This is a genomic window from Blautia sp. MSK17_66 (assembly GCF_020538025.1).
GTDB lineage: Bacteria > Bacillota > Clostridia > Lachnospirales > Lachnospiraceae > Blautia_A.
The window spans coordinates 55823-78263 of sequence record NZ_JAJBNQ010000010.1 but is presented as its reverse complement, the minus strand read 5'-3'; the positions used below and the strand labels follow the sequence as shown (position 1 = coordinate 78263).

Annotated in this window: 25 protein-coding genes and 1 pseudogene; 25 read left to right on the top strand and 1 reads right to left on the bottom strand. The window is 40.1% G+C overall.

Translation table 11 applies throughout. The features are described 5' to 3' along the window. Positions 1-8 precede the first annotated feature (8 nt). From LIR34_RS07025 to LIR34_RS06940, 18 genes and pseudogenes are all read left to right on the top strand, one after another. Entirely contained in the window at positions 9-245 is a 237-nt protein-coding gene (locus LIR34_RS07025; RefSeq protein ID WP_227240636.1) for a hypothetical protein, read from the top strand. Between the two features lie 227 nt (positions 246-472). Next, positions 473-1255: a ZIP family metal transporter gene (locus LIR34_RS07020; protein WP_173902515.1), complete on the top strand. Its 783-nt coding sequence runs from the start codon at positions 473-475 to the stop codon at positions 1253-1255. Positions 1256-1398: 143 nt separating this feature from the next. Beyond that, positions 1399-2067, top strand: a complete 669-nt coding sequence (locus LIR34_RS07015) for a class I SAM-dependent methyltransferase (RefSeq protein WP_173902543.1) — start codon at positions 1399-1401, stop codon at positions 2065-2067. Further along, positions 2057-2758, top strand: coding sequence for a transglutaminase-like domain-containing protein (locus LIR34_RS07010; protein ID WP_173902516.1), 702 nt, complete (start codon positions 2057-2059; stop codon positions 2756-2758). Before LIR34_RS07015 ends, LIR34_RS07010 begins: the two co-directional genes overlap by 11 nt. 40 nt (positions 2759-2798) lie before the next feature. Beyond that, a complete protein-coding gene (locus tag LIR34_RS07005) occupies positions 2799-2975 on the top strand; it encodes a hypothetical protein (protein ID WP_202017291.1) in 177 nt (58 codons plus the stop codon). Between the two features lie 171 nt (positions 2976-3146). Further along, positions 3147-4154, top strand: a complete 1008-nt coding sequence (locus LIR34_RS07000; RefSeq protein WP_173902517.1) for a helix-turn-helix domain-containing protein — start codon at positions 3147-3149, stop codon at positions 4152-4154. Then, a complete protein-coding gene (locus LIR34_RS06995; protein WP_173902518.1) occupies positions 4144-5955 on the top strand; it encodes an ABC transporter ATP-binding protein in 1812 nt (603 codons plus the stop codon). The genes LIR34_RS07000 and LIR34_RS06995 overlap by 11 nt, the downstream gene beginning before the upstream one ends. Then, the gene (locus LIR34_RS06990; RefSeq protein WP_173902519.1) at positions 5940-7700 is read left to right on the top strand and encodes an ABC transporter ATP-binding protein; all 1761 of its coding nucleotides are present in this window, start codon (positions 5940-5942) and stop codon (positions 7698-7700) included. Before LIR34_RS06995 ends, LIR34_RS06990 begins: the two co-directional genes overlap by 16 nt. A gap of 15 nt (positions 7701-7715) precedes the next feature. Next, entirely contained in the window at positions 7716-8312 is a 597-nt protein-coding gene (locus tag LIR34_RS06985) for an MptD family putative ECF transporter S component (RefSeq protein WP_173902520.1), read from the top strand. Then, positions 8312-8989 (top strand): energy-coupling factor transporter transmembrane component T, encoded by a 678-nt coding sequence (locus LIR34_RS06980; protein WP_173902521.1) that lies wholly within the window; start codon positions 8312-8314, stop codon positions 8987-8989. The genes LIR34_RS06985 and LIR34_RS06980 overlap by 1 nt, the downstream gene beginning before the upstream one ends. Before the next feature lie 35 nt (positions 8990-9024). Continuing rightward, positions 9025-10377 (top strand): ABC transporter ATP-binding protein, encoded by a 1353-nt coding sequence (locus tag LIR34_RS06975; protein ID WP_244092279.1) that lies wholly within the window; start codon positions 9025-9027, stop codon positions 10375-10377. 23 nt (positions 10378-10400) lie between these two features. Then, the gene (locus tag LIR34_RS06970; RefSeq protein WP_264475595.1) at positions 10401-10529 is read left to right on the top strand and encodes a hypothetical protein; all 129 of its coding nucleotides are present in this window, start codon (positions 10401-10403) and stop codon (positions 10527-10529) included. A 447-nt stretch (positions 10530-10976) separates the two neighbouring features. Next, positions 10977-12230 (top strand): ATP-binding protein, encoded by a 1254-nt coding sequence (locus LIR34_RS06965; RefSeq protein WP_173902523.1) that lies wholly within the window; start codon positions 10977-10979, stop codon positions 12228-12230. Positions 12231-12539: 309 nt separating this feature from the next. Next, positions 12540-12908, top strand: a complete 369-nt coding sequence (locus tag LIR34_RS06960) for a helix-turn-helix domain-containing protein (RefSeq protein WP_173902524.1) — start codon at positions 12540-12542, stop codon at positions 12906-12908. A 76-nt stretch (positions 12909-12984) separates the two neighbouring features. Next, entirely contained in the window at positions 12985-13863 is an 879-nt protein-coding gene (locus LIR34_RS06955; protein ID WP_161286317.1) for a LysR family transcriptional regulator, read from the top strand. Positions 13864-13988: 125 nt separating this feature from the next. Next, positions 13989-14459 (top strand): flavodoxin, encoded by a 471-nt coding sequence (locus tag LIR34_RS06950; RefSeq protein WP_161286316.1) that lies wholly within the window; start codon positions 13989-13991, stop codon positions 14457-14459. Between the two features lie 28 nt (positions 14460-14487). After that, a pseudogene (locus LIR34_RS06945) lies at positions 14488-14985 on the top strand (carboxymuconolactone decarboxylase family protein); the annotation flags it as partial. A gap of 296 nt (positions 14986-15281) precedes the next feature. Further along, positions 15282-15890 (top strand): DUF6664 family protein, encoded by a 609-nt coding sequence (locus LIR34_RS06940; RefSeq protein ID WP_055147690.1) that lies wholly within the window; start codon positions 15282-15284, stop codon positions 15888-15890. 54 nt (positions 15891-15944) lie between these two features. Here the strand turns inward: LIR34_RS06940 and LIR34_RS06935 are convergent, their stop codons facing one another. Next, on the bottom strand, positions 15945-16196 hold the full coding sequence (locus tag LIR34_RS06935; protein ID WP_015513363.1) for a helix-turn-helix domain-containing protein: 252 nt from the start codon (positions 16194-16196) through the stop codon (positions 15945-15947). Positions 16197-16325: 129 nt separating this feature from the next. Here LIR34_RS06935 and LIR34_RS06930 point away from each other — a divergent pair, with 129 nt between their 5' ends. The 7 genes from LIR34_RS06930 (at position 16326) to LIR34_RS06900 (ending at position 22392) form a co-directional block, all read left to right on the top strand. After that, on the top strand, positions 16326-16670 hold the full coding sequence (locus tag LIR34_RS06930) for a hypothetical protein (RefSeq protein WP_015533346.1): 345 nt from the start codon (positions 16326-16328) through the stop codon (positions 16668-16670). Between the two features lie 122 nt (positions 16671-16792). Then, entirely contained in the window at positions 16793-17914 is a 1122-nt protein-coding gene (locus LIR34_RS06925) for a DUF4062 domain-containing protein (protein ID WP_055149049.1), read from the top strand. A 164-nt stretch (positions 17915-18078) separates the two neighbouring features. Then, on the top strand, positions 18079-18987 hold the full coding sequence (locus LIR34_RS06920; protein ID WP_173744202.1) for a ParM/StbA family protein: 909 nt from the start codon (positions 18079-18081) through the stop codon (positions 18985-18987). Beyond that, positions 18975-19268 carry a hypothetical protein gene (locus LIR34_RS06915; RefSeq protein ID WP_006428275.1) on the top strand — a complete coding sequence of 98 codons (294 nt, stop codon included), beginning with the start codon at positions 18975-18977 and terminating at the stop codon, positions 19266-19268. Before LIR34_RS06920 ends, LIR34_RS06915 begins: the two co-directional genes overlap by 13 nt. Before the next feature lie 218 nt (positions 19269-19486). Next, positions 19487-20059, top strand: coding sequence for a hypothetical protein (locus tag LIR34_RS06910; RefSeq protein ID WP_015533347.1), 573 nt, complete (start codon positions 19487-19489; stop codon positions 20057-20059). 75 nt (positions 20060-20134) lie between these two features. Then, entirely contained in the window at positions 20135-21436 is a 1302-nt protein-coding gene (gene dcm / locus LIR34_RS06905) for a DNA (cytosine-5-)-methyltransferase (RefSeq protein WP_202017292.1), read from the top strand. Positions 21437-21441: 5 nt separating this feature from the next. Next, positions 21442-22392, top strand: coding sequence for an amidoligase family protein (locus LIR34_RS06900; RefSeq protein WP_071849528.1), 951 nt, complete (start codon positions 21442-21444; stop codon positions 22390-22392). The last annotated feature ends 49 nt before the right edge of the window (positions 22393-22441 follow it).

Genomic DNA, 22441 nt, shown 5'->3' with positions numbered 1-22441 from the left:
AAAAAAGAGTGACCTTCGAAAACACATCGGCCTTAGATGTATATGAAAAAGCAATAGATGCATTTAGAGATTATTATCAATATGAAGTAATACAGGGCGCTGACAGAAAGATGATAGAGAAAATACCGGAAGCAGCATTTAGAGAAGCAATTGCCAACGTGTTGATTCATAGGGCATGGGATATTAATTCACACGTTAGATTTTGTAAATTGTTGAAAGAAATATATTGTTATATGATTATGTAAGTGATATACTTAAGCATAAGAAAACCGTGTGAAATTACAGTTTACTTTTTGCACGGTTTTCTTTACACTAGACAGTTAGTTGAAACTAACACAATGAAAGTATGAAAGATTATAGAATAACAGATATTAGGCAATATAATCAATAAGCTATAGAACTAATACTATACCGCTGAAGATAATTATTTTTGCCAATGAATTTTTTCGAGCATATATGGAAGGAAAATATAATGCAAATAAATATTTTTGAAGGTATACTGATTCCATTTGTTGGAACAACGCTAGGTGCAGCATGCGTGTTTTTTATGAGAAAAACACTTAGCAAGTTACTGCAACGTGCACTTGCAGGATTTGCAGCGGGTATAATGGTTGCTGCTTCAATTTGGAGTCTTCTGATTCCGGCTATTAAACAATCTGAGAATATGGGAACTTTATCGTTTGTTCCGGCAGTTGTTGGGTTCTGGATTGGTATATTGTTTTTACTCGCTCTTGATCATTTGATTCCGCATCTTCATGTTGGAAGTGAACAGGCAGAGGGACCGAAAAGCAAACTAGATCGTACTACGAAGATGGTGTTGGCAGTTACATTACATAACATCCCTGAAGGTATGGCGGTTGGTGTAATGTATGCAGGATTTCTTGCTGAAAATGCACAGATTACAGCAACAAGTGCACTTGCCTTATCACTTGGAATTGCTATCCAGAATTTTCCAGAAGGAGCGATTATATCCATGCCGCTTAGGGCAGAGGGTGAAAGTAAGAGAAAGGCATTTCTTGGAGGTGTACTTTCAGGAGTGGTTGAACCGATTGGAGCAGTAGTGACGATTCTTGCTGCACAGCTGGTAATCCCGGCATTACCATATTTACTGAGTTTTGCAGCAGGAGCCATGTTATATGTCGTGGTTGAAGAACTAATTCCGGAAATGTCTCAGGGACAGCACTCGAATATCGGTACGCTTTTCTTTGCACTTGGATTTAGTTTGATGATGATCTTGGATGTGGCACTGGGGTAAGAGGAGAGGAATGATTCTTATGAGAATGCTATGAAGGCACCAGATGAAATGAGGGAATTGCATAAGCAGTTTTATGCTTATATGAAAAGAAGGAAGAAATGTGGATGCAAGACGAAAAAGGCACAGTGATTGGAGAAAAAAGCATGAAAAATGAAGAATATAAAAAATTGTCAATTAAAGAATTTACAAAAGCAGCAGGAAGATATGAAAGTAGCCATGCTGGTATTTACGAAATGTGCAAGAAAGATTATCCGGATATTCTGGAAGAATTAGAAAAGGAGCCATTTAGAGATTTATTAGATGCAGGTTGTGGACCTGCTCCGATGATTTCTTTATTAGCAGAAAAATATCCAGACCGGCATTATACAGGACTGGATCTGACTCCTGCCATGATTGAACAGGCAAAAAAGAAAAATATTTCAAATGCAACATTTGTTGTAGGAGACTGTGAGAAATTTCCTTTTGAAAACGATTCATTTGATGCAATTATTTGTTCTATGAGTTTCCATCATTATCCGAATCCGCAGGCATTTTTTGACAGTGTGAAAAGATGTCTTCGCCCAAATGGAAGATTGATACTGAGAGATGTGACCAGTGACAATAAAGTATTGGTATGGCTGATGAATACATTGGAAATGCCGTTGGCAAATATATGCGGACATGGAGATGTCCAAGTGCCAACAAGAGATGTGGTCATAAAATGTTGCAAAAAAGCAGGATTAAAAGTAGAAAAATTTGAAATTCGTAAAGGTATGCGAATGCATTGTGTTGTGAGAAAACCTATGGGAAAGGCGATAGGAAATGAAAGATAAGTATCTTAGGGAAACACGAATGGTTGATTTTTCTAATCCGGCAATTCAAAAACTTATTCAAAATATGAAATGGAAGGAAATGGATGAATTTGAAAGGATTAAGGCAATCTACAACTATGTAAGAGATGATGTTTTATTTGGATATAATATTGATGACGGAATTTCAGCTTCAAAAGTACTTGCAGATGGTTATGGACAATGTAATACTAAAGGAACTTTATTCATGGCACTTTTACGTGCCTGCAATATTCCATGCAGAGTACATGGTTTTACGATTGATAAAAGCCTGCAGAAAGGAACTATGACCGGGTTTGTTTACCGTAATGCTCCAAAAAATATTTTCCATAGCTGGGTAGAAATTAATTTTGAAAATCAGTGGTATGAACTGGAAGCTTTCATTTTGGATAAAACCTATATAAAGAAGTTACAGGAACGAAATCCGGAATGTAAAGGTGCATTTTGCGGTTATGGAGTAGCAGTCAAGGATTTCAGAAATCTCATTATTGAGTTTGATAGGAACAATACTTATATTCAGAGCGAGGGAATCAATCAGGATTTTGGTGTTTATGATTGTCCAGATGAACTGTTGAAGGAACATCATCAAGAAATTTCAGCCTTTAAAGCATTTGCTTATAGACATATTGGAAGACACCTCATGAATCGTAATGTCAGGAAGATGAGAGAACGATAGTTTTAAGATTTTAGAATTAAAATTCAATTTGGAGGGTAATATGGCAGACAAAATACAAAATGCCTATAAAACATCAAAAAATATTCTTGCAAAGAAAGGTCGGTTTTCTCCACCGTGTCAGACGGAGAAAGAGCTAAGAAATATCCTTCAAAAACTATATAAAGAAACTGATGTCCATGTTGATGGTTCCATGGTATATTTCTATTGCGTGAAGTAATGCAATGATGATGATTCATTATAAAGTTTCAGATGATAAGTCTGGAACTTTATTTTTTGTCCAAATGGATTACCAAGGTCCATTCGGGTATGGATAAAGCTTAATTCTCATGGTAAGATATAAAAAAAAGTTAGAAATAACTAACGGAGAAAATACAGCTATATGAAGGGAATGAGAAGAAATTTGAATGTGAATGAAATTGCAAGCCTTGGAAGTAATGTGAAACCTGTGATTCAAAATGAGAATTGTTCGATCCTTATGCTGAATGATATGACAGGAGAAGGAGTGATGACAATTTACCGTGTGCTGCCCGGAGTGATGATTTGCTTTTCAGACATGCATATGGAACAGTGTGTATCTGAATTTGAATTGAAGAATGACAGAAAAATATTCTGTATTGACCACTGCCGGGAGGGAAGAATTGAGATGGAGGTAAAGCCTGGTGTGTTCAGTATTATGCAGGAAAAGGAACTTCGTCTGGATAACAGAGAAAATCATAAAGGGACAACTTATTATCCTCTGAAGCATTATCATGGAGTCAGTATTTTCATGGAAGTTGTGGAAGTTCAGAAGGCACTTGATGAATTGTTTCAGGGATTCTCCGTATCCATTGAGAATCTTCGAAGCCGGTATTGTGCCGAAGAGAAACCTTATGTAATTCGGGGAGATAAGGAACTTGAGTCGATTCTTTCCGGATTTTACCAGAAAAACATGGCTCATCCAGAGCTTGCAAAAACGAAAGAATATTATCAGATAAAAGTCGTGGAATTATTGTTGTACTTAAACACGATGACCGTAGAAGACAGGAAGGAAGTCAGACCATATTATTACAAAACTCAGATGGAAAAAATCAAAGGGATTCATGCGCAGATCACAGGGAATCCTCAGACACGGTTTACCATCGAAGAACTTTCCTCTATGTATGAGATTCCACTGACAACTATGAAAAAATGCTTCAAAGATGTTTATGGAGATTCTATTTATTCTTATCAGAAGAGATACCGCATGAATCTGGCTGCAAATATGTTGTTACAGGATAAGGCGAAAGAAATACAGGAGATCGCCTCCTGTTTAGGATATGAAAATCCGGGAAAATTTTCATCTGCATTTCGAAGTGTGATGGGGTTATCACCTGTAGAGTACAGATTTCGGAAAGGGGAAATATTAGATGGGAAATAGGAAAACATCAGAAAAAAAAGACAGCTGGCTGAAAGTATTGCTTGGCTATACCGAAGGAAGCGGGCAAAGGCTTGGAATATCCGTTGTTTTATCTGTTATCAGTATTATCAGTGGACTCATGCCATATTATTGCATTTACCGTGGCATTGATTTGTATATAAGAAATCTGAACCAGGCTCCTATGCAGGAAATTTTAAAGTGGTGTCTATATGCCCTACTCTTTTACATTATAAAAATTGTAAGCTTTTCTGCATCCACATGGATTTCCCATATAGCAGCCTATCACATATTGGAGGGTCTAAGGATCCGCCTGACAGACCGGTTTCTGAAAGCACCGTTAGGAGATGTAGAAGGGCACAGTATTGGTGAAATCAAGAGCATTATGATAGAAAAAATCGAAAATATGGAACCTCCCATTGCCCATATGATTCCGGAAGGAAGCGGACATCTCCTGCTTCCGGTAATCAGCTTTATCGCTTTGTTTACATTGGACTGGAGAATTGCACTGGCTTCTCTTGTAACCGTTCCATTGTCCATGGTATTTATGACACTTACCATGATTATCAGCGGAAAAAGTTTCACTCAGTACGATGAATCTAATGCACATATGAACAGTACCATTGTAGAATACATAGAAGGAATCGAAGTCATTAAGTCATTTGGCAGGGCTGGAACCTCTTATGAGAAATATGCAAAAGCAATCCTGGATTACAAGAAATTTGTTGTGAAATGGCTGTCCTCCACCTGGATCACCATGAAAATGACATTCGCCCTGTTTCCATCGACACTGCTTGGAACTCTGCCTGTGGGGCTGTATCTGACGATGCATGGTCAGTTGACCATATCACAGCTTGTTTTGGTAATCATGTTGTCCATGTCCATGGTAACATCTTTTGCAAAGATAGAGGTATTTTCCGAAAATCTTCGTGAAATGCAGTACAACATTGAAAGCATACAGGATTTCCTTACGATGCAAGAATTGCCGGAGTCTTCTGTACGTGTAAATATCAGCAATTATGATGTGAAGCTGGAAAATGTGCATTTTTCCTATACTGGTGAGGAAAAGGATGAGGTGATGCATGGAATAGACCTGACAATGCCGGCAGGAAGTTTTACCGCATTGGTCGGATCAAGCGGCGGAGGTAAATCCACAGTAGCAAGGTTGATCTCAAGATTCTGGGATGTGACGTCAGGCAGCATTACTATAGGTGATGTAAATATTAAGGAAATTCCGCTGTCACAGCTTTCAGAAATGGTTAGTTTTGTAACACAGGATAATTTTCTGTTCAGGTGTTCCATTATGGAAAATATACGTCTTGGTAATCCGGCAGCATCGGATGAAGAGGTGCAGGAAGCGGCAAGAAAGGCATGCTGCCAGGAATTTATAGAGAAACTGCCACAGGGGTATGATACTCAGGCAGGGGAAGCAGGAAAACGCCTGTCCGGTGGAGAAAAGCAGAGAATTGCTATTGCCAGAATGGTATTAAAAAATGCACCGATCGTCATCCTTGACGAAGCGACTGCATTTACGGATCCGGAAAATGAGAACAAGATTCAGAAGAGTATTGAAGAACTGACAAAAGGCAAGACATTGCTGGTCATTGCACACAGACTTTCCACAATCACAGATGCAGACAAAATCGTTGTTTTGAAAAATGGCTGTATAGAAGAAGCAGGAACTCAGGAAGAACTGATTCAGAACTGTCCGCTTTATCAGAGAATGTGGCAGGCCCATGTGGGAGTAAGGCACTGGGCAGTTGAAAGCCAGAAAGAAGGTGAAGAATCATGTTTGGTACTGTAAAAAGAATCATTGACTGGTGTGGAAGCTTTAAAAAGAATCTGTATATCGGTTTTATTTTTTCCTTTTTTTCAGGCTGGTTTGCGGCAATGCCGGTCGTATGGGCTGCATATATGATCGGGAAGCTTGTAGAATGCGAAGGACAGGGAAAAGCTGTCTCAACGGTTTGGATTGGGAAAAGTATCGTGATTCTGCTGTTCTTCATTTTTCTGCGCTTTCTGTTTGATTATCTGAGAGCAAGATTTCAGGAGTCGATCAGTTATGAATTGATTGCCAGAGACAGACTTGCAGTAGGAGATGCACTGAAACGTGTATCTTTAGGATATTTCCAGAATATGAATACAGGTACGATTCTCAATTCCATCACGACAGGCCTTCATACGCTGGAAGGAATGGGAATCCGTATGATTGATAACTTTGTGGGAGGTTATCTGAATTTTATCTGCATCCTTTTGTGGCTCACCTGTATGAACTGGAGAGTGGGGCTGATTGCAGTGACGGGTGCTGCTGTTTCTCTGATATTTCTGCTTATCATTTCAAAGTACAGTACAAGAAATGCACCAATCCTAGCTGCGGCAAACAGAGATCTGACTGGAGCAACCCTGGAATATGCCAGAGGACTTTCTGTAGTAAAATCCTTTGGAAAAGCAGGAGCTTCTATGGATTCTATGAAAAAAGCATGCAGGGACAGCCGTGATATTAATCTGAAAATAGAATGGGGGTATATTCCTTATAATGCACTGCATCTGCTGGCGTTAAAGACAGCAAGTGTGTGTATCGTGATCGCTGCATTTTATCTGGGATTTTCTGGACAGCTGGATTTTACTTATATGATGATTATCATTCTGTTGTCATTCCATGTGTTTGGTTCTTTGGAGCCGATTGCAGACTGCGCCCATGTACTGGCTGTCATTGATGATGCCTTGGATCATTTGGATGCGTTGACAAAAGAGTCCTTCATTGATGCAGATGGACAGCAGATAGAGATTGCACACTATGATATCGAATTTCAGAATGTAGATTTTTCTTACGGGGAAGGGAAGGAAAGAAGACAGGTGCTTCATAATGTGAATCTGAAAATTCCGGAGTATTCAGTTACAGCAATCGTTGGTCCTTCCGGAAGCGGAAAATCTACAATCTGCAATCTGATTGCTCGATTTTATGATGCAGACAGTGGAAGTGTTCGTGTGGGAGGACATGATGTGAAAGAATTTACCTGTGACAGTCTGTTATCCAACATTTCCATGGTATTTCAGAATGTATATCTGTTTCATGATACAGTGAGGAATAATATTTGCTTTGGAAAACCGGATGCAACAGAAGCAGAAATGGTCGAAGTGGCAAAGAAAGCGTGCTGCCATGATTTTATTATGGCATTACCGGAAGGCTACGATACTGTCATCGGTGAAGGGGGTGGGAGCCTGTCCGGTGGAGAAAAACAGCGCATTTCCATCGCAAGAGCGATTCTGAAGGATGCACCGATTATTATACTTGACGAAGCGACAGCCAGTGTAGATCCGGAAAATGAACATTTGATCCAGGCAGCTATATCGGAACTTACAAAAGGAAAAACCATAGTAACAATCGCACACAGACTGGCGACGATTGAGCAGGCAGACCAGATTCTGGTGCTAGATAATGGGCAGATTGTTCAGAGAGGAACCCACAGAGAACTTGTGGTTATTCCTGGAAAATACAAGGATTTTGTAGATATAAGAAGCCAGTCGGAAGGCTGGAAAATTGGCTAAGGAGGAACGAAAAACATGGAAGAATCAAGAAAACTATCAGGAAAGGATCTTATTACAATAGGAATCTTCTCTGCAATTTATTTTATGCTCAATCTGGCAGCTATGTTTACTGGATTTGTGCCAGTGTTGTGGCTGCTGTTACCGGGCGTGACAGGAATTGTGACCGGAATCCCATTCCTGCTTATGGCATCTAAAGTGAGAAAATCAGGGGCAGTACTTATTATGGGAACAATTACTGCATTGCTTTATTTTGTGACTGGTCAGTTTACAGTATTGTTACTGATTACATTTGCCATTGCATGTATATTGTCAGAACTGTACAGAGCTGTGACAAAGTATGATAACAGTTTTACACATATGATGATATCGTTTGTGTTTTTTTGTTATGGAATGCTTGGCTCTCCACTGGCAATATGGGTGTATAAAGACAGTTTTCTGGCGCAGATTCAGCAAAATGGAATGTCTGCAGAATATGTCCGGTCTTTATCAGGATTGATTTCTACGCCAATGCTGATTATACTTTGTATCTCTCCAGTCATAGGAGGCGTGATTGGAGCGTTGATTGCTAAAGGTTTATTCCGTAAACATTTTAAGAAAGCAGGGATTGTCTGATGAATAAGAGAACAGTCATCAATCATCTTGATCCAAGAGCTGGGCTGTGGCTGCTTTTAATGGCAAATATTGGTATGTTCTGTCAGAAAAATTCTGAGCAGGGGAGTATGCTTTCAGGCATATTTCTCCTGCTTATGCTGGTGCATGGACTATATAAGGCGGCAGGTAAAGGTATCGTTTTACTTATTTCTTTCCACCTTTTACTAATGTATGTATTTCCGCAGTGCCCCGCATGGATGAATATGGTGTTTCCAGTTTTAGTTAATTATTCATTGCGTATGCTGCCGTGTGTTTTGGCAGGTTTGTTGTTGCTTCGAACATCGTCCATGCGGAAAATGATCGCTGCCATGTATACACTGCATCTACCACAAGGATTTATCATAGCAATGTCTACGACACTTCGATATTTTCCAGCTTTGAAAGAGGAGTTCGTACATATAAATGCTGCCATGAAACTTCAGAATATCTCATGGGCATCCCGCTTGGAGTGTACGGTAGTTCCATTGATTGTGTCTGCAGTCAATACATCGGATGAAATAGCAGCGGCGGCAGTGGCAAGAGGAATCGAGAATCCAGGAAAAAAGACCAGTGAAATAATACTTCACATGGGGATTTCAGACTGGTTGATAATGATTTTGGTAACATTTGGAATACTTATAGTGGTGATTGCAGGATAAAGAAAATGATAAAGTTTGAAAATGTAAATGTAACAATGCAAGGAAAAAGAATTCTGTCAGATGTAAATCTGGAGATACAGGATGGGGAGTTCGTATTGATATGCGGGGAAAGTGGATGTGGAAAAACCACAATGACAAAATTGATTAATGGATTGATTCCACATTTTGTGAGGGATGTCAGCGTAGATGGAACGATTACGGTTTACGGGAAAAATGTTGCAGAGATGCCTATGTATGAAATTGCAGAGCTTGTAGGGTCTGTTTTTCAGAATCCAAGAACTCAGTTTTTTTATACGAATTCTAATGCTGAGATGGCATTCGGCCTGGAAAACAGAGGCGTGGAACCGGAATATATACGAAAAAGAATTAAGAATACAATAAATGAATTAGATATAGAGAAGCTGGAAGACCGAAATGTATTTTCCATGTCAGGTGGTGAGAAACAGCTTCTTGCGTTTGCATCAGTATATGCCATGAATCCGCAGATTTATGTGCTTGATGAGCCGTCGGCAAATCTTGATATGGCAGGAATCAAACGGTTGAGTGAAAGACTGAGGGTAATTAAGGGAAAAGGGCATGCGGTAGTTGTGGCGGAGCACAGACTTTCCTGGGTTCAGCAATTTGCAGACCGAATTCTTTATATGAAAGAAGGACATATAGAACGGGAATTTACACCATCAGAGTTCAGGGCTTTGTCAGATTCAGAGCGGGAACAGTTGGGATTAAGGAGTATAGTGCCGGAACAGATACAGATTCCGGAAATTTCCGGTGACTTGGAAAATGCAGAGCTTAAGGTGTGCAATCTTTCCTTTAAGAGAAAGAAACAGATGATTTTTCAGAATATTAGTTTATCTGCAAGAGCGGGAGACATCATCGGTATCACAGGGAAAAACGGTGCCGGAAAATCTACTTTTTGCAATTGCTTGTGCGGTCTGCTTAAGCCCAAAGGCGGCGAGATTCTGTATCAAGGGAAAAAGCTGTCAGAAAAGGCCCGGACCAAACTGTTCGGGATGGTCATGCAGGAAGTCAATCATCAGTTGTTTTCAGATAGTGTGAAAAATGAATGCCTGCTTGCAAATGAAGACGCTTCCGAACAGGAAATCAGGGAACTGCTTGAAGAATTTGACTTGAAAGAGTATGCAGAATATCATCCGATGATATTATCTGGCGGACAAAGACAAAGGCTTGCTGTTTGCCAGGCAGTTATGAGTGGAAAAAAAATGCTTATTTTCGATGAACCTACCAGTGGCCTGGATTTTAGGCATATGTGTCAGGTGGAAAAAATGATGAAACGGCTGGCAGAAGAAAAATATATTATTATAGTTGTAACACATGACTATGAGTTTTTGAATCGAGCTTGTAAGAGGTATATTAGAATAAATAGTTGACTTTTAGGAAACAGTTCTCTAATATGGCACAAAGCAAGCCGTATAATTTTTATTCACTGAATAACGTGCCTGCCCTTGTATCATTGAATAATGATGATTACGACGAAGAACCGGAAACGGATTTTTCAGAAGAAGCAGACGGCGAAGACTAAAAAATGATAGTGTGTTATATATCAAAGGCATAACACACTTTCTAACATATAAAGTTATAAAGGAAATCCCCTTATTTATGAGGAGAAATGAAAAACAATTAAATATAAAAATGTGTAAAAATGTTGAAAAATAAAGGCTTATCACCTCAAATCCGTTGGCACGAAAGGAGATAAAAACGTGGTCAAAATACTATTTATATGTCACGGCAGTGTTTAAGGGACGGGGCAAAAGTCTTGATTTTATTGGGTCTCTTGGGTGGAAACGTAGAATTTACACCTTTGGAAGATCGGATCGGAATAATTAAAAAAGTTGTCATAATTCAGTTGGTCAAAAAAGAATACTACACTCAAAATTAATTAAAAAATCAATCGTAAAAAAATACGATTGATTTTTTGCGCGTTTTTGCATATAATATAATCATTATGGTTGGAAAGGGAACGATTACTATGCGTGAGACAAGAATATTAGAATTCAAGGAAACGATTACGAATACTTTTTTGAAAACAGTTAGTGCCTTTTCGAATTACAATGGTGGAACAATTCTTTTTGGGGTTGATGATAATGGAAATGTGAAAGGATTGCCAGATGTAAAACAGGCCTGTCTGGATATCGAAAATAAAATCAATGACAGTATATCACCTCAACCAAACTATATACTTGAAATACAGAATAATGACCAGACGATAAAACTTACTGTAAAAAATGGTCTTCAAAAACCGTATTTATATAAATCAAAAGCATACAAACGAAATGATACAGCAACGATAGAGGTAGATACATTGGAATTTTCAAGGCTTGTATTAGATGGAAAAAATATTAGCTTCGAAGAATTATCTTGTAAAGATCAGGAGCTATCTTTTGAAATTTTACAGTGTAAACTGAAAGAAAATATTTACATTGAAACTTTCAATCAAGATACTTTAAAGATATTGAACCTGTATAACAATATAAATGGTTATAATAATGCAGCGGGACTTTTGGCAGATAAAAATCATTTTTCAGGAATTGATATTGTTAAGTTCGGTGAGAATATCAGTATTATTCAAAAAAGAGTAACGTTTGAACATATATCGGTTTTAGAAATATATGAAAAAGCACTTGCTGTATTTAGAGATTATTACCAATATGAAGTAATACAGGGGGCTGACAGAAAGATGGTAGAGAAAATACCGGAAGCAGCTTTCAGAGAAGCAATTGCAAATGCCTTGATTCATAGGGTATGGGATATTAATTCACACATCAGAGTTTCTATGTTTGATGATAGAATAGAAGTAGTGTCTCCTGGTGGATTGCCGGCTGGAATAACGGCAGAAGAATATTTATCGGGTAAACTATCTATTTTAAGAAATAGAAATCTTGCAAATGTATTTTACAGACTGGGATTAGTAGAGATATTTGGAACAGGAATTACACGAATCAAACAACTGTATGCAGAGAGTTTGATAAAACCAGAATTTGAAGTGTCAGAAAATGCTATAAAAATTGTACTACCGATATTTGAAACGAATGTCAATTTAACCGAAGACGAAAAAGTGATTTACAAATTTTTAAGTAAGACGATGCTGAAACCAATAAGTGAAATTGCACCATATGTCCCATTTGGCAAATCAAAAACAACACAATTACTGAAAGCTATGGAGAAAAAGGGTGTGATTGCAGTTGAAGGAAAAGGCAGAGGAACAAAATATATCATTAAGTGATTGAGAACATAGAGGGTTCAAATTACACAATCTTTCAATAACACAAGGAGAAAATCATATGATAAAAATTTTATTTTTATGCCACGGCACTCTTTGAAAGCTTCGCTCAAAAGCCAGTAAAATCACAGTCTGAAGGGCATAGGCGGTTAGAAAATAACCCCAAAATAACCCACGGTATTTTGTGCAGATATTACATGTAAATATAGATGATATTGGGGACGCAATATGATAGAAGAGCTGTAAGATTTTGGAAAGAGAAATCTTATGGCTTTTTTGCAAACAAATTGAAGAGAAAAGGAGGTCATCACAATGAAGTTTGATGAATTATTTGAACAGAGAAGTCTGGTGGCTTCGAAGTTAAAAGATTGTATTAGAGATATGGGTTATACAAAAGTATCCTTTGCGGCAAAGGCAGACATTTCAAGACCAACTCTTGATAAGTTGCTGAATGGCAATATAGACAGTAAGAGTTCTTTTGATCGCCATTTGCAGAAAATACTGAAATTGCTCAATATAACGGTAGAAGACTTGATGTTATATCATTCAGCACCATCAAAGTTTTCGGAAGCAACGTTGTATTCACAGAACGCACCGATGAATCATGAAATGAACGATACAGCAAAGAAGCAGTATAATTTACTTCTTGATATAATTGATTTGTGTGCGATTTATTATTAAAGGTAAAGATATAGATGATGTCTGGGATGCAATATGATAGAATGGTTACAAGAAAAATTTGTAGGAATATAAAGATATGGAATTAAGATTATTACGCTATTTTTTAACAGTAGCAAAAGAACAGAGCTTTACAAAAGCAGCAGAACAATTGCATATTACCCAGCCAACGCTATCCAGACAAATGGCGGCATTTGAAGAGGACCTGGGAATAACATTATTTATTCGAAACGGGAAGAAAATATCGCTCACTGATGAAGGAATTTTATTAAAAAGGCGTGCCTTGGAGATTCTTAATCTTGAGGAAAGGACGCTTGAGGAACTGCAAGGAAAAGAAGAGGTTGTAGAGAGCACGATAACCATTGGATGCGGTGAATTTGCAGCAGTGGAGACATTGGCGAAGATATGTAAAACATATAAAGAAAAATATCCGCTGGTTCAGATTGTATTGCATACTGCAACAGCAGATGCAGTGTATGAGATGATGAACAAAGGACTTGTAGATATCGCATTATTCATGGAGCCGGTGGACACCGAAGGGCTGGATTATATCCGGATCACAGATTGCGATCACTGGTGTGTCGGAATGCGGCCGGATGATCCGCTGGCAGAAAAAGAGTTTATAAAAAAAGAAGATCTTATTGGAAAGCCCTTGATCCTGCCGGAAAGAATGAACGTTCAAAGTGAACTTGCCAACTGGTTTGGGAAAGACTTTTCAAAATTACAGATTGCTTTTACGAGTAATCTTGGAACGAATGCCGGAGTTATGGCGGCAAATGGACTGGGGTATCCAATTTCAATTGAGGGTGCTGCAAAGTATTGGCGAGAGGATATTCTTGTACAGCGAAGAATTTCTCCTGAAATCACGACCAGTACGGTGATTGCCTGGCGACGGAATATCCCATATTCTTTGGCAGTTCGTAAAATGATCGAGGAGATTAATGCTTTTCAGGCATAAAACAAAATTCAATATAAGCATTAGACATAATGAAGCGATAGAGCTTAAAATAGATGTGTAAGATGAATGTAAATCTTATACATCTATTTTTTGTGAAAAATACGTATAGAAAGGGGCTTTTTATTATGAGTAAAAAATTAGTGGCATTTTTCAGTGCAAGCGGAACAACAAAAAAAGTAGCACAGATGATCGCAGAGGAAGTAAAAGCGGATTTGTTTGAGATTGAGCCGAAAGTTCCATATACAAAGCCTGATCTTGACTGGATGAATAAAAAATCCAGAAGCAGTGTGGAAATGAGTGATAAAAAATATAGACCGGCGATTATGAAAAAAGAGATGGATATGAGTTCTTATGACGAGATCCTTCTGGGATTCCCAATCTGGTGGTATGTGGCTCCGACAATCATCAATACATTTTTAGAAGCTTACGATTTCAGTGGTAAAAAGATTGTGCTCTTTGCAACATCCGGTGGAAGTGGATTCGGTAATACTGTAAAGGAATTACAGCCATCTGCACCGGATGCAGTTATCACAGAAGGCAGCCTGTTAAACCGTGGAACAAAACAGGAAATCAGTGAGTGGGTAAAATCTTTATAAATAACAGTGCTATGGAGGTATACAGAAAATGGGAAAAATAATACAGACAGCAGGAAGAAATGCACTTGGTGAATTTGCACCGGAGTTTGCACATTTTAACGATGATGTCCTTTTCGGTGAAAACTGGAATAACCAGGATATTGACGTAAAAACAAGAAGTATCATCACAGTGGTTGCTCTGATGGCTTCCGGAATTACAGATTCTTCTTTAAAATATCATCTTCAAAATGCAAAAAATTATGGTGTAACACAAAAAGAGATTGCCGCAGTAATCGCACATGTCGCATTTTATGCAGGATGGCCAAAAGCATGGGCTGTTTTCAATCTTGCAAAGGAAGTGTGGGAGACAGGCGAAGGAGATTTGCCATACGAAGAGGAAGCGATGCGGGCGCATGCAAAAGAGATGGTATTTCCAATTGGTGCACCAAACGATGGCTTTGCACAGTATTTTTCTGGCAGAAGTTTTCTTGCACCAATCTCTACATCTCAGGTTGGAATTTTCAATGTAACATTTGAACCTGGATGCAGTAAACTGGATTATGTAGCATAAGAGTGTATAGCGTGTCTGTAGTCTGATTTTTGCCATAAATAAGTACAGGATACACAGAGAATAGAAAAGAATGTGTATTCAGTTAAATAAGAAATAGATAGCTGGTATGAGAGAACAAGGAGTCTTTCATACCAGTTTTTTTGTGGAAAAAGGGATAGGTTGCACAGGATCTGCCAGGAGATTTCAGTAGGTTTGGTGAATAGCTTTCTCCCAGAAGTGTGGTATAGTCTTGTGCTTGGAACAGGAAAACTACACAGAAGGGAGACACCGATATGACAGCACAGCCAGATATCATCTGGAATGAGCAATGCTTGGGGATACGGATAGGAGAACAGGTTTGCACCTATCTGAAAAAGCATGATGCGGAATACCAGAGACTGCAAAATAAAATACTGGAACTTACAGAGAGGTATCCAGTAATAGAAACATTTATGGAGTCGAATCAGGCAATCAGTCTAACGACAGAAGAGCATAAGGCAGTGCATCAATATTTCCGACTGGAAAGCGAAAAGGAAATGATAGAAGAACAGTACCATTTTTATATGGGACAGGCTCAAATGATCTCCTATGGAGCAATGCTTGGAAAAATTAAAAAAGCAATATTGGGAAATGATGACGGTGACACAAAGAAACTGCTGGAGTTGCTGCTGGATACCTGGATTGATGAGGTTGAAGATCAGCTGAAAGAAAATACAGTGTACCAGGGAATGCTTGAAAAAATATCGAAATATGAAGAACAGGTTCAGACAATGGGATTATCAAAAGAAAAGCGAAAAACAATAGACAAATACGTTACTGAAGTTAGTGAGAGATGGATATTATATGCGGAATCTTTATATCAGGCTGGCATGCAGAAAATTCTGGAACTATTAAATTTGTAAAAAAGGGACGGATAAAATGGGGAAGCACGAAAGGAACTTCCCCATTTGTCACTTCTATTCATCTTTGCCATCAATGAGAAATATGTATGAAACCTGAAAGATTTCAGCAATGGCTTTTAATTCAAGATCAGTGACATAACGCTTGTTTGTTTCGATTCTGGTGATTACATTTTTATCCATATCGTAACCAGCTAACTGGAGTTTATAGGCAAGATCACGCTGAGACATATTGTGGGTCTTGCGAAGTTCAATCAATCGCTGGCTAATCAGATTCTTCTCACCAGACTGTGTCCTTGGCTTTGGCATCTTAAATCTCTTCCTCTCTGGTAAAAGGATGGCTTGTCTCACTTTTTGCACCATCTGTATTGATTTTAACGATTGGACAAGGTAGAATCGGTTGTAAAAGTGAGACAAGAACAGAAGAGGGAGAAATATATGGAGCAGGTAAAAATAGAACAGTTTGCATTTTTATATTTATGCAGCGAGCATGATAAAAGGCTATTATTTAAGAAAGAAAAAATGCAGTTAGCTGATTTCGACAGGTTGACTTATCTGATTTATCATCTTGGTTTTAAGGAATATCACATAAAAGTTTGGATGGAATTTGCAGGAGACTTTAAAAAAGAATGGGATTGTTTGGAAGCACTTCAGGAAACAGGTGGATGTGCTGTGAGCATAGAAAATACAGAATCAGAGTCCAGATTGCATGAAATGTGGATTAGGGATTTTTGCAAAAATACACCAATGGAAATCAGAGAATGGCTTCGAGAATTAGCTTAAGAAATGTAAATAAAAATATACCCTAACTCATTTTTGTGGTATCATTATTAGTAGAGTTTGTGAAATTTGATTTTGCGGAAACCTGGAGTGATAAGAGATAAGTATAAAAGGAGCATATTGATATGAAGAATAGACGAAAGTTTTCTATTTTTATAAGTTCTACCTATGAAGATCTTAAAAAGGAAAGACAGGCATTGGTAGGTGTGGCACTAGAGAATAATTTTATTCCGGTAGGAATGGAGCAATTTCATGCTGCACCTACAAGTCAATGGAATGTTATAACAAAAATGATTGATGAGTGTGATTTTTATCTTCTTGTTATTGGTGCTAGGTATGGGTCAATTGATGAAGAAACTGGTATAAGTTACACAGAGAAAGAATACAATTATGCAAAAACTAAAGGATTACCAGTACTTGTATTGATTAAACAACCTTCGGCTATTTCTGAAAGTGAAAAGGATACCGGAAATGATAAGTATGATAAAATGAAGAAACTGGATGAGTTTAGAGAAAAAGTCAAAAATGATAAAAATACAGTTGATTTTTTCACAGATTTAAACAGTTTAAAGTATGTGGCATCACCGACATTTAGGAACGCCGTTAACTATGTTGATGATAACGCTGGATGGGTTCGATATCGAGATATAGTGGATATAATTAATGAAGAGGCAGAAGGACGAAATAAAGCAAATACTGAACTTGGAGAACATCAGCAGAAGATGCTAGATGACATGAAAGAGATGTTTTCTCAATTCTATAGTAGACTCACTGACCTAGAAAATAACCAGTTAACCTTGAAAGAAATTCCTACAGCAACAAGTGAAGATATCAAAAAATTGTTCCAGGTTGAAGATAATACGTTAATTATTGGAAATCCAGAAGAAAATAAATCAGTTGTAGGGCTAGATGATGTTGGGAACATTCCAGTGGACTCTGCCTTTTTATTAGTATATGCGGCTGATGGTGATGGGCAAATACTAAAGATACGGACACTTGGTTCACCTACTCAGATTTTTACATCAGGTAAGCAGTTTATGGCTGATAATTCAAAAAGAGAATCTGCGAGATGGGAAGAGGCTTTAGACAGACTTATAGAATGGGGCTGGGTTAAAGCTGTAGGGTATAAAGGTGAAATATTTGAATTGACCGGAACAGGTTATAGCAAAGCTGATTGGTTAAAGAACAATATGGCAATAGATACTTCAAAAGAACCGCTTGACGAGTTAAAAGAGTTTGAAGATTAATAAGAATTAAACTAATACAGTTATGCGTATTTATTTGCAAATATACATGGCTGTATTTTTTATTACGGGCAGGGCTCTTCGGGGTTCTGCCCTTTTTCTTTTTCCAGACCAAAAGACCACCTGCTGGAAAAGAACAAGAAAAACCTGAAAGGATGTGGTGACTTATTGTTATAGGAATCGATCATGGATATTATGCCATCAAAACTCCCCATGTGTGTTTCCCGACTGGACTGACCGGGTACGATTATGAGCCGTATACCATGCAAAATGTCCTGCAGTACAATGGGAAATTTTATGTGTGTGGAACTGGGCGGCAGACGCTGGTGAGAAGCAAGACTTCCAATGACAATTATTATCTTTTGACAATGGCAGCCATTGCACAGGAGATCCGCTACCGCCGGGGAGAGAGGAAAACAGATGTGGTTCTGGCAGCCGGCCTCCCACTGGCAAGTTTTGGCAGGGAGAAAAAAGGTTTCCGGGAATATCTGTTTCGGAAAGAGCAGCCTCTGCGTTTCCGGTACGAGGATGAGAGCTATGAGATCCGGATTCAGGATGTAAAACTGTTCCCACAGGGATACTCAGCCCTGGCTCTCCACCCGGAATGTGTTCGGGACGAGCCTTCTGTTCTTCTCGCAGATATCGGTGGCTGGACCGTAGACCTGATGCGGCTGGACAACAGTGTTCCAAATGCCGCTACCTGCCGCAGCCTGGAACTTGGTGTGATCCGGTGTGTGGATGAGATCACCGAGCAGGTACGCAGAAATACCGGACTGTCTGTAACGGATATTCAGATCGAACGTGTTCTGAACGGCCAGAGCTGCAGCATGGACCCGGCCGCAAAAGAAATCATTGTCCGGCAGGGAAGGCTCTACACGGAGAAAATACTGTCTGCAATTATGGAAGCCGGGTTCGATCTGAAGGCAATTCCGTCCGTGATCATGGGCGGCGGAGCCAGCATTCTGAAACGGCACGTGACACCGCAGGACGGGCTGTGTCGGCAGATTTACCTGACAGACGTACACGCCAATGCTTCCGGCTATGAGCGGATTGTGGGGCAGATGTGCGCGAAGTAAAGAGACCCGTTTTCTCGTTCCGCCTGAACCTTGATAACCCAGATCACAAAAAGGCATGGGAGATCCTGCAAAGTGTTCCAGATGGACAGAAGAGCAGCTATCTGGTTCAGGTGATCTTAAAAGATCAGGAAAACAACCAGCTGGAGAAAAGCATCCGGCAGGCAATCCGGGAAGAACTGGCAGGTGTTTCCATTTCTGGCTCCGGGGAGAGTGTTTCAAAAAAGGAAGAAATCCCGTCCCAGATGCTGGATTTTCTCTCCGGGCTTGAGGATGCATTCTGAAAAAGTCAAGTCTTTCCTGGTGATAAAATAGCCAAATTTCAAGCAGTCAAATTAGTATAAATCACGGATTTTTGAAAGGGGTGATGCCTATTGAATGTTATTGGATCTGCATCCTTTGGGAGCTTTTGAGAGCCTCATATTCGTTGGGTATTGTGAATAGCTTTCTGTCACGTTTTAGGGTATGTTGTATGTAGAAAAAAGAAAGGAGAACGAACACAATGGAGATGAAAAACATATGCGGAAAAATCCCGGTAGAGCTGCATGAAAAGCTAAAACTGGAAGTCGAAGAGTTAGGAATCAGCATACCAAAATACCTTGAAATGGTAATCGAAGAACACATGACAAGAAAAGGAGAAAAGGCGAACATGGCAGATTTAAGAACAGTAGCAGTACAGGTAACCGAGGATTTATTTTCCAGACTGAAAGCAGTCCTCGCCAGGAATGGCATGAAACAGAAAGACTTCTTAATCGGGCTTATCGAAGATGCAATCGAAAAAGAAGAAGCCAAATGGAAAGCAGAGTCAGAGGAAGCCGAAGAAACAGAAATGGAAGATCCTGAGACTGCAAAATCAGAACCGGATGAAGAGTCAGTAGAACCTGAAGCAGAAGAGCCTGAGACAGAAGCACTGGAAGCTGAAACAGACGGAGAAATGACAGAACCGGACGAAGCTGAAGCAGATGAAGAGCCGACAGAGCCAGAAAACGAAGAGCCAGCGGAAGCAGAGCCAACAGAACTGGAAACCGAAGAAGCAGAAGAATCTGAGCCAGAGGAAGCGGAATCAGAAGAATAGACATCACAAAACAGAAACCAAGAGACGGAAACGGTGCAGAGAAATCTGCACTGTTTTTTTCGCAGCGAAGGGAGGCTGATAGCCGGAACAATTCGATTTTTTGACCTGTTCAGTGGAATCGGAGGATTCCGAGAAGGGCTGCACAGGGCAGGGGGCTTCACCTGTGTCGGACACTGTGAAGCAGATGCATATGCAGACCACAACTACCGGGTGCTGTTTGATACGGAAGGAGAGTGGTTCTGCAATGACGCAAGAAATATTGAAACAGAACGAATGCCGGACTTTGATCTTTTATGTGCGGGATTTCCTTGCCAGGCATTCTCAATCGCTGGACGAAGGGAAGGATTTGCCGATGCAAGAGGAACCCTTTTCTTTGAAGTTGCCAGACTGGTTGCAGACAAACGACCTGCGTATTTTCTCCTTGAAAACGTACCCGGTCTGCTTTCGCATGACAAAGGGCGGACGTTTCACACCATCCTCAGTACGCTATCTGAACTGGGGTATCATGTCGAATGGAAAGTGCTTAACAGCAAGGATTTCGGAGTCCCCCAGTCAAGGAAGCGGGTGTATATTGTCGGATATCTTGATGGAAGATGTGCCGGAAAAATATTACCTTTCCCAAAAGCAAATGGAACAGCTCTTATACAAGTCCATGCTGGCAAACAGGGAGAAAGAGTCTACGCAGAAGAAGGACTGAGCTGCACGCTGACCAGCGGGTCTGGTGGTATGGGCGGCAAGACCGGATTATACGAAGTCGGTATCCCAATCAAGGAAAACACCCGAAAAGGATACAAGATGGCCTACGAGGGGGACAGCATCGATCTCGGATATCCGGGAATCAACAGTCGCAGGGGGAGAGTCGGGCATGAGATCGCCCATACCCTGACGACCGGAAACCAGCAGGGAACACTGCATTTTGTAGATATCTCCCCTCCGCCGCTGGTGACAGACGTTGCAAGATGTCTGAATACCAGACAGGATTCCAGCATCCATAACCACAGAGGCGAAAGTTCCGGGGTGCTGGTGGAAGAACCGCCAAGGGCAGTGCTGACACCGGCCAAGGAAAAAGTCCGCCAGAATGGAAGAAGGATGAAAGAACCGGAAGAGTCAATGTTCACCATTACGGCAACTGACCGTCATGGAGTGATTTACCACGGCAGAATCCGCAGGCTGACGCCAAGGGAGTGTCTGCGGCTGCAGGGATATCGGGATGGTCAGATTTCCAAGATGGAAAAAGAAACATCGGATAACCAGCTTTACAAGCAGGCCGGTAATGGTGTCACTGTCAATGTCATTGAAGCAATAGGCAGAAATTTGAAAGCAGTAGATGAAGAGATCCAAAGCGGCTCACCTGTTCCAGAAGCGAAGGGTGGGTGAAGCAGATCGACCTAAAAGACCAGTATTTTGGTACAGAGATTGAGATGACAGGTATCAGCCGCTATGATGCGGCTGTTGCGATTGGAAGAATGTTCGGAACAGAGCCATATCATATCCGTTCTTACGATTCCTGGTGTGTAAAAGATTCAGATGGAAAAACGTGGAAATTTTCAAGAGACAGCAGTATCGACTGTGAAAGGCTGGCAAATGGTACTGTAATAGATGCCGATGGAGATTATTCGACAGAAATGGTATCCCCGAAATTGGAATATTCGGAAATGGGGAAACTCCAGGAAGTGGTGCGGTGTGTCAAAAACGCAGGTGCTTTTGTCAATTCATCCTGTGGCATGCATGTCCATGTGGACGCATCCAATCATACACCAAGGAGTCTGAAAAATGCACTGACGATCATGTACTGCAAAGAGGATATTCTGTTCAAAGCCTTAAATGTACAGACCAGAAGGGAAGATGAGTACTGCCAGAAAGTCCGTCCTATGGTATTGGAGAAGATCCGCAGGATGCCCAACAGCACCATTACAATGGAAAAATTCAAAAGGGCATGGTATGAGGGAAATGACGGAAGCTCCGAGCATTACAACTGGACAAGGTATTATGCATTAAACCTACACGCTGTTTTTTCCAAGGGAACACTGGAATGGCGCTGTTTTGAAAGCACCCTACATGCAGGAAAAGTCCGGTCGAATATCACACTGGCACTTGCCATATCCGCACAGGCGATCAACCAATCTTGTACCCATGCAAAAAAGACGGAGATCGGGGATAACCCGGCATTTACGTTCCGCACCTTTCTGCTCCGCCTCGGATTGATCGGGGACGAATACAAAAATGTGCGGAAGCATCTGCTTGCCAATCTGGACGGCGATAAAGCATGGCGGTATGACAAAAGCACCTATGCCTGTCTGCAGAATCCAAGACGGACAGACGATGCAAGGTAACAGAATAACAGGAACAGACAGGCCGGGTGGAAACATCCGGCTGTTCTTA

Coding starts and splice junctions, on each gene's coding strand:
- LIR34_RS06960 (WP_173902524.1), top strand. CDS start 12,540: ATGAAGTTTGATGAATTATTTGAACAGAGAAGTCTGGTGGCTTCGAAG.
- LIR34_RS07020 (WP_173902515.1), top strand. CDS start 473: ATGCAAATAAATATTTTTGAAGGTATACTGATTCCATTTGTTGGAACA.
- LIR34_RS06910 (WP_015533347.1), top strand. CDS start 19,487: ATGGAGATGAAAAACATATGCGGAAAAATCCCGGTAGAGCTGCATGAA.
- LIR34_RS06940 (WP_055147690.1), top strand. CDS start 15,282: ATGACAGCACAGCCAGATATCATCTGGAATGAGCAATGCTTGGGGATA.
- LIR34_RS07015 (WP_173902543.1), top strand. CDS start 1,399: ATGAAAAATGAAGAATATAAAAAATTGTCAATTAAAGAATTTACAAAA.
- LIR34_RS06925 (WP_055149049.1), top strand. CDS start 16,793: ATGAAGAATAGACGAAAGTTTTCTATTTTTATAAGTTCTACCTATGAA.
- LIR34_RS06970 (WP_264475595.1), top strand. CDS start 10,401: ATGGCACAAAGCAAGCCGTATAATTTTTATTCACTGAATAACGTGCCT.
- LIR34_RS07005 (WP_202017291.1), top strand. CDS start 2,799: ATGGCAGACAAAATACAAAATGCCTATAAAACATCAAAAAATATTCTT.
- LIR34_RS07000 (WP_173902517.1), top strand. CDS start 3,147: ATGAGAAGAAATTTGAATGTGAATGAAATTGCAAGCCTTGGAAGTAAT.
- LIR34_RS06990 (WP_173902519.1), top strand. CDS start 5,940: ATGTTTGGTACTGTAAAAAGAATCATTGACTGGTGTGGAAGCTTTAAA.
- LIR34_RS06985 (WP_173902520.1), top strand. CDS start 7,716: ATGGAAGAATCAAGAAAACTATCAGGAAAGGATCTTATTACAATAGGA.
- LIR34_RS07010 (WP_173902516.1), top strand. CDS start 2,057: ATGAAAGATAAGTATCTTAGGGAAACACGAATGGTTGATTTTTCTAAT.
- LIR34_RS06950 (WP_161286316.1), top strand. CDS start 13,989: ATGAGTAAAAAATTAGTGGCATTTTTCAGTGCAAGCGGAACAACAAAA.
- LIR34_RS06995 (WP_173902518.1), top strand. CDS start 4,144: ATGGGAAATAGGAAAACATCAGAAAAAAAAGACAGCTGGCTGAAAGTA.
- LIR34_RS06965 (WP_173902523.1), top strand. CDS start 10,977: ATGCGTGAGACAAGAATATTAGAATTCAAGGAAACGATTACGAATACT.
- LIR34_RS06955 (WP_161286317.1), top strand. CDS start 12,985: ATGGAATTAAGATTATTACGCTATTTTTTAACAGTAGCAAAAGAACAG.
- LIR34_RS06975 (WP_244092279.1), top strand. CDS start 9,025: ATGCAAGGAAAAAGAATTCTGTCAGATGTAAATCTGGAGATACAGGAT.
- LIR34_RS06930 (WP_015533346.1), top strand. CDS start 16,326: ATGGAGCAGGTAAAAATAGAACAGTTTGCATTTTTATATTTATGCAGC.
- LIR34_RS06935 (WP_015513363.1), bottom strand. CDS start 16,196: ATGCCAAAGCCAAGGACACAGTCTGGTGAGAAGAATCTGATTAGCCAG.
- LIR34_RS06980 (WP_173902521.1), top strand. CDS start 8,312: ATGAATAAGAGAACAGTCATCAATCATCTTGATCCAAGAGCTGGGCTG.